This is a genomic window from Lactobacillus taiwanensis, assembly GCF_017894345.1.
In the GTDB taxonomy this organism is placed as follows: Bacteria; Bacillota; Bacilli; order Lactobacillales; family Lactobacillaceae; genus Lactobacillus; species Lactobacillus taiwanensis.
Genome location: NZ_CP059276.1, coordinates 277,662 through 290,343 on the forward strand (window position 1 = coordinate 277,662; position 12,682 = coordinate 290,343).

Consider the following 12,682-nt stretch of genomic DNA (forward strand, 5'->3'; position numbering starts at 1 on the left):
ACAATTAGTATTTTCAGGGGCCGCCCTTTATAGCGGCGACGTATCGCTAATCATTTGATTGGCCGCACGTGCATGAGGTTAGTATTTTTTGCTAACGAAGAATAGGTGGTACCGCGTAATAAACGCCCTATTAGATCAAGTTGATCTAGTAGGGCGTTTTTTGTTTATCTTAGCTAATCCGAGGGGGATATTAGTATGAAAAAGTGGATGAAAGTTTTGACAAGTGGAGCAATGATGGCGAGCGCGGCAACACTCTGTACTGCTTGTTCTAATGGAAAAAATAATACAAAAGAATATGAAAAATCTTTATCATGGATGACAACTTCAGAAGTACAAACTTTAGACCAGAATAAAATGGTTGATACAGCTAGTGGAGAACAAGCTGGAAATGTATTTGAAGGATTAAATCGTGTAGATAATAAAGGAAAGGTAAAGCCAGGCGTGGCTACAACTTCAACTGCAAGTAAGGATGGACTTACTTGGACGTTTAAGTTAAGAAAAAATGCTAAATGGAGCAACGGTGAGTCTGTTACAGCGCAAGATTTTGTTTATTCGTTAAGAAGAATGATGGATCCTAAGACTCAATCACAGCAACAAAATAATTATCAAGCAGTTGAGAATGCCAAAGAAGTTGTGACAGGGAAAAAAGATCCAAGTTCTTTAGGAGTAGAAGCAAAAGATAAACATACTTTGGTAGTTCACTTGACTCATCCCGTTCCATACTTTAAGACATTGACAGCTTCAAGTTGGAATCCAGTTAGTGAAAAGGCAGTTCAGAAGTATGGTTCAAAATATGGGACTGCATCTAAGTATATGCTTTATAATGGTCCATTTGTTAGTGATGGATGGACTGGTACAAATCTTAGCTGGAAACTAAAAAAGAATAATTATTACTGGGATAAAAAGGATGTTAAATTAAATACTGTTAATTACACAGTAATTAAAACACCTTCAACTGACTACAATCTTTATCAAGGTGGAAAGCTAGATGGTGCATTTCTTGATACGCAAGCATCCAAGCAATTAAAGCATCAAGCAGGATACCGAGTATTTAAACTAGATAGAACTGAATATTTAACTTACAATGTTTCAAAAAATAAGGACATGGCTAATGTCAATTTAAGAAGAGCATTTTCAATGGCCTTAAACCGTAAAGAGCTAGCCTCTACTATTGGTGGTGCAAATACTGTTGCTACAACTTTTACAGGTCCACAAGAGACTGTTAATGGTGTAAACTTCAATGATTATTTTGCAAAGAAGAAAGCTACAAGTAAGTATACTGATTTTAATAAAAAAGAAGCACGTAATTTGCTTAACAAAGGATTAAAGGAACTTGGCAAATCAAAAGTTGAATTCACTTTAGGTGGGGATGACGATGATCTTTCTAAAAAAGTTTTAGAATATGTGCAAAGTCAATTTGAGAATAGTTTTGGTGATAAAGTAGAAGTTCATGTTCAATCAATGCCAAAAACTACGAGAGTAAGTAAGATGCTTAATAGGGATTATGATGTAGACTATACTGGTTTAAATCCTGCGTTTACTGATCCTTATGCAATGCTTAGTGTAATGGCAACTGGACAAAATTATAACTTTGGTAAATGGTCTAACAAGCAATATGATCATTTATTAGATCTATCAAGTAAAGAAATGAACGTTAATAAGAGATTGCAATATTTAGTTAAAGCAGAACAAGTATTAGACAATGAACAACCACTAACTCCACTATTTCATGATGGTCAAGCTTGGATGGTAAGACAAAACGTACATGATTTAGGCTTTTCACTTGGGAAATTTAACTTTAAAGACACTTATGTAACTAAATAAATGGAGGAAAAGATGACAAAAACTGCTTTTATAAATTGTAATCTATTTGTAGGTATTGAAGATAAATTACTAGAAAATGCTTGGTTTACGGTCGATAATGAAAGCGGCAAGTTATTGGCGCTTGGTTCGGGAAAAATGGAGGATTCTGTTGAACATCATGTAGATCTGAAAAAACAATATGTTATGTCTGGGTTAATTAATGCGCATACTCATGTTGGTTATGTTAACGTAAGTAAATATCATTATCCTGAAACAGAGGCCTTGATCACATATAAAGCATTAGAAGATTTAAAAAATGGACTTAGAGGAGGAGTTACATATCTTCGGGGATGTGGTTCTCCTTATGATGTGGATGTAAAATTAAATAATATTCGAAAAGATTTTCCATTCGAAGGTCCAGGGATGAAACCAGCAGGAATGCCAGTTTCTATTTTAGGTGGACATTCTGATCGACCTTTGGGAACCCCAGAATATGATCATGGTACGCCTAATTATTCTCACCTTGTTAATTCAGCTGATGATGTTCGTAAGGCTGTCCGTGAACAATTTAAAAAGGGAGCCAAAAATATTAAGTTAATGGCAACTGGTGGCATTATGTCTCAAGGTGATCAAATCGATGATACGGAATTATCTTTAGAAGAGATGAGGACAGCGGTAGAAGAGGCGCATTCTAAGCATATGACTGTGTGCGCTCATGCAGAAGGCAAGCTAGGTATTCACTATGCTGTGGTTGCTGGCGTAGATTCAATTGAACATGGCTTTTATGTTAGTGATGAAGATATTGATCTTATGAAAAAACAAGGAACATTTTTATCGCCAACTTTAATTGCTGGTCATCAAATTGCAGTTTATGGTAAAGGGAAGATGACAGACTTTTCATATCAAAAAATGTGTCAGCATGTAGATGCGTTTTATGCACATGTTGGTAAAGCTATTAAAGCTGGCGTAAAACTAGCTTTGGGAACAGACGCAGGTACGTTCAAGAATCCACTTGAAAATACAGCAAAAGAATTGACTGAATTAGTACGTGCAGGTGCTACTAATTATCAAGCTCTTCGTGCAGGAGGACTAGGATCGGCAGAATTATTGAAGATTGATGATGAGTATGGATCTCTTGAAGAAGGAAAATACGCTGATTTTTTAGTTTTAAAAGAAAATCCACTTGAAAATGTAAATGCTGTTGAACAAAAAGATAAAATGGTATATCAACATGGTGTAAGAAAATTTTAGAAATCCGACTATAAAAAAGGGCTCGCAAATGCGGACTCTTTTTTATACTGTTATTTCATTAAATTTTATTTACAATCTCGATAAAAATAGATATCTGCTTTTCTTTCTTGAGCAGTTCCGCGATAATTGCGATTGTTGAAGCCGCCAATTTCAAACTTATTATTTAAATAAGAAAGACAAGCTGATAGGGTATTATCTTGAGCGATTATGTAAATTTAGCTGTTTTGCTTCGCTTAGGCCAGTTTCAATTAATTGACTACCGATATGACGTCTGCGGTAATCTATATCAATTTTTAGGTCATCTAAATAAGTAATTAAACATAGATTTACTAAAAATAGCTAGTCCGATGTAACGGCTATTATCATAAGCACCAATATAAATTAAATTTGAATTATATTGATAATTTTCATTTGGAAAACATTATTGAGATATTTTGGCAAACTTCTGAATTTTGTAATCCCATTTTCCATTATTAAGACTTGGAATTAATTTGCCCCAAATTTTGAATGGTTGATTGGGTAAGTTAATATCGTTTTTATTATTTACAGTTATTTTTTTGATTTCGATCATAATTAATTAAGCCTCATATTTATTTTGAAAGATTTGTGCCGATTATAAAGTTAAATTAAACTCTTTAGATTCTAACATGAATCAGCATATTAAAATGATAGTAAGAAAAGAATATTTTAGAATAGGTAATAAAGACTATTAAACTAAAGTGAGGGATATTGGGTGTTAAATAAAAATATATCCAAAAGGCGTTATTGTTGGATTATTTTAATGATCATTTTAACTTCATGTGTAATATTTTTTATACTTTGGACTAATTATAAAAAGAAAGAAGTGCGCCGTCATCCCTCTATGAAATCGCAGCCCGCGTTAGTTGCCAATACTAGTACTCGTCCTGCAGCTTATTCTACTAAGGATTTCAAATCAGTACTATTTGAAACTTATCCTGATGTCTATAAAAATTTGAATTTTAAGCAAAAGCCTATCTTTTATGTGATTCCGGGACTAATTCAATCTGCTGCTATTAAATATACTCCGCCCAATCGAGGTCGGCCTGGAATAGCATATGACATGGATCCACAAGGATTAGCTATAATTCATCATAAATATTTGATTATTTCAGCTTATAGTAAAAGTAAAACATTTGATTCAGTTCTATGGATCTTAGATTTTAAAACTGGACGTTTTATAAAAACTATTGCCCTGAATAATATTGATCATGTAGGTGGTATTACTTATGATGATGATCACGATAGACTATGGGTTGCAACAATTAATCAATATCAACGTGCTCAGGTTCAATCATTGAATTTAAAGGAATTAGAGAGATATAATTTCAAAAAGCAGAAAAGACCTATTAAATTTAAACATGGGACTAATCTAGCAGCACCTTTAAAAACATCTTATTTGACATATCATAAAAATAAAATCTATGTAGGATATTTTGATAAAATTCATGGCGGTCAACTTTTTGGCTATAAATTAAACAAAAAGGGCTTATTTAAATAGATAAGAATGAGAATGATTTAGCTATTCCGGATGAAAATTGGTCAACCTATTCTCAAATACAAGGAATTAGTTTTGATAGAAAAGATATTTTATTATCTGAGTCATATGGCGATTTCAATTCTCAGCTGCTAGTTTTTAGAAATAAGTTGAACAAACCAAACTATAATCTTGATTTAAATCAAGCCGATAAGACTATTATTTTACCGCCATATTTAGAGCAGATTATTGGTAAAGATGGAGAAGTGTATCTGTTATTTGAATCTGCGACAGCTTTGTATCGGCAAAATCCTAACTTGGTCCATATGGATCGGGTTATTAAGCTAAAAGTTAAATATAATGATGGCATAATTTCTGAAAAATAGTAGGATATGTATCAATTTTAGTGTAAAAAATATGAATGCACGGAGAATTAGTTTATAATTAACAAAAAATCCCAACGAAATGCTTTTATACATTTCATTGGGATTTTTGCTATTTAGCAATCTTATGTACCTTATGTGCAATAACCATTTCTTTATTACGGTCAGTGTAAATTGCATCTTTGAGATAATTTAAAGGTTGTCTTAACAATCCTTTATTAGCTCTAAATAAGAAATCTGCATGATGATGATTCAAATGACGCAGATATCTTTTGGCATTTTTAATCTTAGTGTGATGCTCTAAGGCTAGTTTTGGTTCAAAGTCAGTGATTTTATGTTCAGCATTGTATACTGGCTTAACTTTGTGATGCCACTTATCGATATGGTGGGTATTATGTGCACCAATTTCTTTACTTGCCTTAACAATGTCTTTTTTAGTGGCTAAATTATCTTGATGCTTTAACTGCGAATTTTTGTCATAGTAGTAATTTCCAAGGCCATCTTGACGATAAAGCTGCAAATTCTTTAATGACTTATCTTTATTATCAACAGTTACCTTTAGAACATCGCCATTTTTATGATTCATAAGATACATATCATGGTCAATTGTATAATTATCCTTCATGACTAAAATATCCACCTCTTTTATTTATATCTGAATGATATTATAGCTACATTTTAAAAGAAAGTATAGTGATTAAGTCAAGGTTTTAATGAATTATAAAATTAGTTAATCTTTATTAAAATTTGGAAACAATTGATACAATAAAAAGCAGTTAGAAATCAATTCTAACCGCTTTTTATTGTATGTATTCAAATATTAATTATTGTTCTTTACCATCAATAATTACTTTAACGCGTGGATTCTTAGGACCTTTAGCCTTAGAAATAACGCCTTTGTTAACTAAATCTTCGATTTGATCTGGGTCATAACCTAACTTAGACAAAATTTCTTTGTTGTTCTCACCTAGGTCAGGAGCCTTATCGTAAACTGGCTTGTAGTTTGAAAGAGTAAATGGTAAACCGATGGTCTTAAAGTCGCCACGATTACCGCCTTGATTGATAGTAACGATAGCGCCATCCTTGTTTAAGTCTGGATCGTTTTCAAGTTCATGCCAGTCAAGAACAGGACCAACAGGAACACCAGCAGCACCAAGTTCTTTAGTTAGAGTGTATTTATCGTATTGCTTTGTGTATTCTTCGATTAGTGGGTAAAGTTCTTCTTTGTGTAATTGACGGTGTTGCCAATCAACAAATCTTGGATCAGTTTCCCATTCTGGGTGACCCATTGCTTCGCAAAGTTTATCCCAATTCTTGTTTTCGTTTTGAATAACAATGTAAACGTAAGCGTTAGGATCAGTTTCCCAACCTTTGGCCTTGTAAGTCCAGCCAATAACTTGACCACCTTCAGTGTTTTCAGCACGAGGAATTGCTTTGCCCCATTTCCAGTCAGGATAGACTGCATAGTGAGGAAGAGCACCTAAGTTATCTAACATGATTTGGTCACGTAATTTAATACGGCAAAGGTTTAATACAGCGTCTTGCATTGATTGGTAAACAAAAGTACCTTCACCAGTATGTTCACGTTGAAGTAAAGCTGCCAAAATACCAATAGCTAAGTGCATACCAGTGTTTGAATCACCTAAAGCAGCAGCTGATTGAGTAGGAACGTTGTTAGGCCCCTTGTTCCAACCAGTAGCAGAGGCAGCACCACCAGCAGATTGAGCAACTGGTTCAAAAGCTTTAACGTTTTCAAAACGTGAACCTTGGTTGAAACCTTTTAATGAAGCATAAATTAATTTAGGATTTAATTCATGAAGCTTATCCCAGCCAAACCCATTTCTATCAGCAGAACCAGGAGCAATGTTTTCTACGAATACGTCGGCTTTCTTAATTAAGTCGTACATAATCTTCTTACCTTCTGGAGCCTTGATATCAACAGTTAAAGACTTCTTGTTTGCGTTTAATTGTAAGAAGTAAAGACTCCAAGAATCTTTAATATCAAGTAATTCGTTTCTAGTTGGGTCACCAGTGTCAGTACGTTCAATTTTAATAACTTCAGCACCTAACCATGCTAAAAGTTGCGTACATGAAGGACCAGATTGTACTTGAGTCCAGTCGATGACTTTAATTCCTTTTAATGGAGCATATTCATTTTGTTCGTTTTTTTCATTTTCACTCATTTTAATTACTCCTTATCAATTTTTTCTTGTTCAGCTTCTTCAAGCGGCTTTAAGTTTAAGGATGGGTTCAAATTGCCAATGTGACCAGATTCTTTACCCATTGATGGATCAATTTGAACATTAATGATACTTGGACGACCAGATTCAACAGCTGTAGCAAAAGTATCTTTCATTTCTTGATAATTAGTTACGTAGTAATTGTCACCGCCAAAAGCTTTAGCAATTAAATCGTATCTAGCAGTTGGATCAAGGGTAGTTGGACCTAATTGATCAGGAACAACATTATCAACACCGTTGTAAATACCACCGTTGTTAATAACTACAACAGTAATTGGGAGATTGTAGCGGCACATTGTTTCAACATCCATACCGTCAAAACCAAAAGCACTATCACCATCTAAGGCAACAACATGTTTGCCAGTTTCAATAGCAGTTGCGATAGCATAACCCATGCCAACGCCCATAACTCCCCAAGTACCAGTATCAAGTCTATGACGAGGAAGTTTCATACCGATCATGTCACGACCAATATCAAGTGTGTTAGCACCTTCACTTACCAGATAAGTATCAGGGTGTTCTTGGAAGTAGTCATTAATTGGTTCAATAGCACCATAGTAACCGAATTCTGGGTTAGTTTCGCCAGCTTTAATTCTCTTAGCAAACTTAGCATCATTCTTTGCAGTATCTTGAGCAATTGCATCAAGCCAGTCGGAAGGGGTCTTATATCCAGTTGCAGTAAGAGCTGGAACTAATTTGTTTAAGATAGAGGTTAAGTCACCTTGAAGTGGGGCAGAGATCTTTTGTGCAGAATCAAATTGAGTTGCATCAATGTCTAATTGAATGAATTTAGCATCTGGGTTGAATTGTGGTGCGTTTCCGTATGAAAGCATCCAGTTTAATCTAGCACCAATTAGAATAACAACGTCGGCACCCTTTAATGATAATGAACGAGCTGCAGATGCAGAGTGCTTATCGTCATCAGGCACAACACCTTTAGCCATGGACATTGGCAAAAATGGAATATCAGTCTTGTTAATCAATTCTTGAACTTGTTTTTCAGTTCTATCATAAGCAGCACCTTTGCCAAGAATGATTAAAGGCTTCTTAGCTTGTTTGATGATATCAACGGCACGATTAATTGCGTCATCACTTGGCTCTTGTAATGGAGCTGGGTCAACTAACTTGTAAACACCCATGTTCTTTTCACCAAGATCATCATTAAGTTGAGCGATAGTGTCAGCTGGTAAGTCAAGGTAAACACCACCAGGTCTACCAGAAACTGCAGTACGAATTGCACGTGCAACTGCTAAACCAACATCTTGAGCTCTATCAACACGATAAGCTTTCTTACAGAAAGGTTTAGCAACGTTATATTGATCTAATCCTTCGTAATCACCTTGAGATAAGTCAATAATATGACGTTCTGAAGATCCTGAGATCATAATTAATGGAAAACAGTTTTTAGTAGCTTGAGCTAAGGCAGTTAGTCCATTCAAAAATCCTGGAGCCGATACAGTCATTGCTACACCAGGATTTTTGGTTAAAAATCCTGCAGCTGCGGCAGCATTTACGGCCGAGTCTTCGCGACGAAAGCCATAATACTTCATTCCCCTTAATTCAGCTAATCTTGCTAAATCTGTAATTGGAATCCCCACAACCCCGTATAGGTTATTAATACCATTTTTTTGTAAAGCGTCAATTAATAAACTGGCACCGGTTCTATTTAAAGAGTCATCTACCATAACGTAACCTCCATGGTAATGATAATTTTTTATTATATAAGAACGCCGTCCCTTAATGAGAATGGGTTCAGTTAATTTATAGACTTTTTTGAATGGTTTAGCAAGAAAAAAGATAAAAAATTTTTTATATATAGGGAAAATTGCTTTTTAAATATATATTATTTTTAATAAGCTCTCTATGATATTAATTCATAAATTGATACTCAAATAAATCGTAATTTAAATAATTAATTTAATTGAATACGGAAATTTTTGCTTGCTAATTTTTATATTAAGGTTATATTTATATGATGAAGAAGATTTCGTCAGGAATATTTACCGTGAACTGATTATAAGAGAGGTTTAGAGATGATTAGTATCCTAATTAACGACATAATCCCAATTTTGGTGATTATGTTACTAGGTTATCTCTGCGGAAAGTTTTACTTTTTTGATAATGATCAGAGACAAGGACTAAACAAATTGGTTCTTGATATCGCATTACCAGCAGCTTTATTCATTTCAATTGTTAAAGCTACCAGAAAAATGTTTGCGCAAGATATCATATTAACGTTAATTTCTATTGTTGGTGTGGTAGGTCTATTTATGTTGAGCTACTACTTAGATAAATTGTTGTTCCACAGAACTACGCAACAAGCTGCAGTTTGTGCCTTGATTGCAGGTTCTCCAACAATTGGATTCCTTGGTTTTGCTGTTTTGGACCCTATTTATGGAAATAATGCAACGACTAACTTAGTTATTGGTATTGTATCTATTGTAGTTAATGCAATTACTATTCCTTTAGGATTAGCACTAATTAATAAAGGACAGGCAGCTACTAAGAAGCAGGCAACTTCAAATCCTAATAATAAGGGAACAAAAGTAGAAGTAGAGGATATAAAAGGCAAAGGCATAAAGAAAACCAAAAAGAAGGTTATGGTGACTATTCCTGATGGTATTCCGGTTACTGATGCTGAAGCAAAGGCCTTGAAAGAAAAAGGTATAGAGCGTGAAATTGATTTAGCTCGAGCAGAAATTGCTGATCATGCAGATGAGCCTCATAAGTCAATGAATCCAACTTTGAAGTCTGTTATTAATGCAATTAAGCAACCAGTTGCTGCTGCTCCATTGATTGCAGTTATTTTAGTTTTAATTGGTATTAGAATTCCAACTTCTTGGGCTCCAACTTTTGATTTAATTGCTAAGGCTAACGCTGGTGTTGCCGTCTTAGCAGCAGGTTTGGCATTATCTACAGTTAAGTTCTCAATTGATAAAGAAGTTATCTGGAACACATTCTTCAGATTATTCTTAACACCTGCAGTAATTGTTGCAGCTGCTTATATCTGTGGTATGGGATCTGATCCTACTAAGATTTCAATGCTTTGTTTGGCAACTGGTTTGCCACCAGCATTTTCTGGAATTATTATTTCTAGTCGCTACAACATTTATGTTAAGGAAGGTGCAAGTTCAGTCGCAGTTTCAACTGTATTCTTTGCAGTAAGCTGTATTTTCTGGATTTGGCTATTACCAATCTTGGCACATATGTTTTAAAGAAAATTTTTGTATATATAATTAAGAGACAGGAAGATAATCTGTCTCTTTTTGTTAGGAATAAAAAATGATTGATAATAAAAATTTATTGAAACTTTTACGAATTGAATTGCGAAAGATGAGTAATGGTAACAAACTTAAATTTTTAACTTATAAAAAGGATCGCAGCATTCTTGTGGAAAAGAATGGGGATAATTTTCGAGTTGTTGAAAATGGCTATTACAAAATTGTTTGGAATAATTTGACTGAAGCAGAAGTTTTAAAAAGAATAAAAAAATTGCAAAAAATAGAATTTCCTAGAAGTAATAAATTGTACTTGGTAAAAGATTAAAGAAACAAATGTTAATATTGAAATTAATAACGTCTTAGGGGAAAAGAGTTCATACAATCAAACTGCAATTGATAATTTAATGATTGGTTTAGATGGTACGCCAAATAAGGCGCGGCTTGGCGCTAAGGTAATTTTCGGTGTTTCAATGGTAGTTGCTAGAGCTGCAGCTAAATCTAAAAACGAGCCTCTATACCGATATTTAGGAGACTGTGACTGGAATAATTTTGAAAAGTTTACTGCCAAATTTGGTAACAGGATACAAGTAGTGGCAGATGATAATGTATGTACTAATCCTAAGCTGGTTAGAAAAGCTATTAAAGATAAGCTATGTAACGCGGTATTGATTAAGGTTAACTAAATTGGTACGATAACTGAAACTTTAGAAGCGATCAGGTTAGCTAGAAAGAATAATATGACCACTATGGTATCTCACTGCTCAGGTGAAACTGGAGATACATTATCGCTGACTTTACAGTTGCTACTAATGCAGCTGAATTAAAATCAGGTGCACCAGCACGTAATGAATGTGTTGAAAAATACAATCGCTTATTGGAAATTGAACAAGAAATAGGTGTAGAAAACGAGCGCTTGGCACATTTTCCAAATAATATAGATATGGACTAAAAATAGATAAAAAATAGTAATCAGAAAATAATACTTCAAACATAAAAAAGACAGATCATATTGATCTGTCTTTTTACTCACTATTTGATTTTAATATCGCCGTCTTGTGTAGAAGCAGTTAATACATTGGAGCTATTTTTATTTTCTATAAAAGTGCTGCTTGATGAGCTATCTTTAACCTTAATATCTCCATCGCTTGTGTCAAGTTTATAACCGGTGAAAGTGGAATCACTTACCTTGATATCGCCGTCATCTGTATTAACTTTAAAACCATTTTTGCTGATTAATTTACTAATGTTAATGTCGCCATCATTGGTATCTATTTTGCCATGTGGAGCTTTTAAGTTAGTGATGTCAATATCGCCATCATTTGTATCAACAGATATTGAATTAGTAGTTGCAATATTTTCAATTTCAATATCGCCGTCATTAGTGGACAAAGTTACATCTTTCAACAGCTGCTTAGGCACTGTAATGGTAATTGTAGGATCTCCATTAATATGGTGGATACCAGGAGCCGATTGTTTAATAGTTAATGCACCATTTTTTCTGTTAACAGTTGGTTTTAAATTTTTAGTACCAGCATATTCGACTTTATATTTATCTCCGTATTTAACAGAAATATCGGAAATAGCCACTGAAACTGCAAGTTTATTAAAACCTTGATTGCTAATAGTGGTTTTGATTTCTGATTTACTGTCATCATGGTTTGAAACAATAATATTGCAAGCTGAAAGCAGGATTACTAATGAAGATAATACAGGTATTAAGATAAACTTTTTATTATTATTTTTCATAATAAACTCCTAAGATATAGTTAGAATTAATTATCTTATATTTATTAAACGAAGTAAACTAAATGAATAATGGAGAGATTTTATGAAAAAATTACCACCAATTCAAAAAATCCTAGAAGCTTATACTGCAATTGTGGATAAGCATGTGAATTTAACAAAAGATCAGGCAGAAGTAACTTCATCTAATGGAGCCAAAACTTACACAGTAAATTGGGATGATGATGTGTACCATTCAAATGATAATGCCAGCTATTGGCAAGGCTATGCTGGATATCCAGTGATTGCCGTCTTGATGCTTCAAGAAAAATTGCCATATGATCAAAAGTTAGCTAATAATTTTGCAAATGTTAATTGGAATGAGATAAATAAAAAATACAAGCGAAGTTACGTTAAGGCAGCTGCAGATGTAATTGAAGAAAAGGGATTAGACGAAGAAAAAGTTATGGCTGAACTTGAAAGAGTTTATGCAGACTTAAAGCAGTTACCAATTACAATTAAGCGTGGCTCTCTTCGTCCACCGAAAGTGAAAAAGTAGCTAAGATT

The 12,682-nt window shown here is 34.0% G+C and carries 11 protein-coding genes, 3 pseudogenes and 1 other annotated feature (1 of these 15 running past the window's edge); of the genes and pseudogenes, 9 read left to right on the forward strand and 5 right to left on the reverse strand.

Going from position 1 to position 12,682, the window contains the following annotated elements:
* Window positions 1–133 (forward strand) — a binding site (T-box leader) (it extends 112 nt beyond the left edge of the window).
* 62 nt (window positions 134–195) lie between these two features.
* Together H1A07_RS01330 and H1A07_RS01335 are read left to right on the forward strand one after the other, a co-directional pair.
* A complete protein-coding gene (locus H1A07_RS01330; RefSeq protein ID WP_210145156.1) occupies window positions 196–1,824 on the forward strand; it encodes a peptide ABC transporter substrate-binding protein in 1,629 nt (542 codons plus the stop codon).
* A 12-nt stretch (window positions 1,825–1,836) separates the two neighbouring features.
* Window positions 1,837–3,054, forward strand: a complete 1,218-nt coding sequence (locus H1A07_RS01335) for a metal-dependent hydrolase family protein (RefSeq protein WP_210145157.1) — start codon at window positions 1,837–1,839, stop codon at window positions 3,052–3,054.
* A 65-nt stretch (window positions 3,055–3,119) separates the two neighbouring features.
* Here H1A07_RS01335 and H1A07_RS01340 read toward each other — a convergent pair.
* Window positions 3,120–3,625: pseudogene (locus H1A07_RS01340) on the reverse strand (GNAT family N-acetyltransferase).
* 291 nt (window positions 3,626–3,916) lie between these two features.
* Between H1A07_RS01340 and H1A07_RS10075 the strand changes: the two are divergent.
* Both H1A07_RS10075 and H1A07_RS10080 read left to right on the forward strand, forming a co-directional pair.
* On the forward strand, window positions 3,917–4,573 hold the full coding sequence (locus H1A07_RS10075) for a YncE family protein (protein ID WP_244974149.1): 657 nt from the start codon (window positions 3,917–3,919) through the stop codon (window positions 4,571–4,573).
* A 146-nt stretch (window positions 4,574–4,719) separates the two neighbouring features.
* Window positions 4,720–4,935 carry a hypothetical protein gene (locus H1A07_RS10080; RefSeq protein WP_235499834.1) on the forward strand — a complete coding sequence of 72 codons (216 nt, stop codon included), beginning with the start codon at window positions 4,720–4,722 and terminating at the stop codon, window positions 4,933–4,935.
* A 109-nt stretch (window positions 4,936–5,044) separates the two neighbouring features.
* Here H1A07_RS10080 and H1A07_RS01350 read toward each other — a convergent pair whose 3' ends face one another.
* The 3 genes from H1A07_RS01350 to oxc all read right to left on the reverse strand — a co-directional run bounded on the left by H1A07_RS01350 (window position 5,045) and on the right by oxc (window position 8,857).
* Window positions 5,045–5,557: a hypothetical protein gene (locus tag H1A07_RS01350; RefSeq protein WP_057718026.1), complete on the reverse strand. Its 513-nt coding sequence runs from the start codon at window positions 5,555–5,557 to the stop codon at window positions 5,045–5,047.
* A gap of 199 nt (window positions 5,558–5,756) precedes the next feature.
* On the reverse strand, window positions 5,757–7,115 hold the full coding sequence (gene frc / locus H1A07_RS01355) for a formyl-CoA transferase (protein ID WP_210145158.1): 1,359 nt from the start codon (window positions 7,113–7,115) through the stop codon (window positions 5,757–5,759).
* Window positions 7,116–7,120: 5 nt separating this feature from the next.
* Window positions 7,121–8,857: an oxalyl-CoA decarboxylase gene (oxc, locus tag H1A07_RS01360; protein ID WP_004898837.1), complete on the reverse strand. Its 1,737-nt coding sequence runs from the start codon at window positions 8,855–8,857 to the stop codon at window positions 7,121–7,123.
* Between the two features lie 348 nt (window positions 8,858–9,205).
* On the opposite strand from oxc, the gene H1A07_RS01365 reads away from it, so the two are divergent.
* The 4 genes and pseudogenes from H1A07_RS01365 to H1A07_RS01375 all read left to right on the forward strand — a co-directional run.
* The gene (locus tag H1A07_RS01365; protein ID WP_210145159.1) at window positions 9,206–10,387 is read left to right on the forward strand and encodes an AEC family transporter; all 1,182 of its coding nucleotides are present in this window, start codon (window positions 9,206–9,208) and stop codon (window positions 10,385–10,387) included.
* A 67-nt stretch (window positions 10,388–10,454) separates the two neighbouring features.
* On the forward strand, window positions 10,455–10,718 hold the full coding sequence (locus H1A07_RS01370; RefSeq protein ID WP_210145160.1) for a hypothetical protein: 264 nt from the start codon (window positions 10,455–10,457) through the stop codon (window positions 10,716–10,718).
* A gap of 22 nt (window positions 10,719–10,740) precedes the next feature.
* Window positions 10,741–10,860 (forward strand): annotated as a pseudogene (locus tag H1A07_RS10590) (hypothetical protein); the annotation flags it as partial.
* 60 nt (window positions 10,861–10,920) lie between these two features.
* Window positions 10,921–11,342 (forward strand): annotated as a pseudogene (locus tag H1A07_RS01375) (phosphopyruvate hydratase); the annotation flags it as partial.
* Window positions 11,343–11,422: 80 nt separating this feature from the next.
* Here the strand turns inward: H1A07_RS01375 and H1A07_RS01380 are convergent.
* Window positions 11,423–12,139, reverse strand: coding sequence for a DUF4097 family beta strand repeat-containing protein (locus H1A07_RS01380; protein WP_210145161.1), 717 nt, complete (start codon window positions 12,137–12,139; stop codon window positions 11,423–11,425).
* Between the two features lie 82 nt (window positions 12,140–12,221).
* Here H1A07_RS01380 and H1A07_RS01385 point away from each other — a divergent pair, with 82 nt between their 5' ends.
* A complete protein-coding gene (locus tag H1A07_RS01385; RefSeq protein WP_210145162.1) occupies window positions 12,222–12,674 on the forward strand; it encodes a hypothetical protein in 453 nt (150 codons plus the stop codon).
* The last annotated feature ends 8 nt before the right edge of the window (window positions 12,675–12,682 follow it).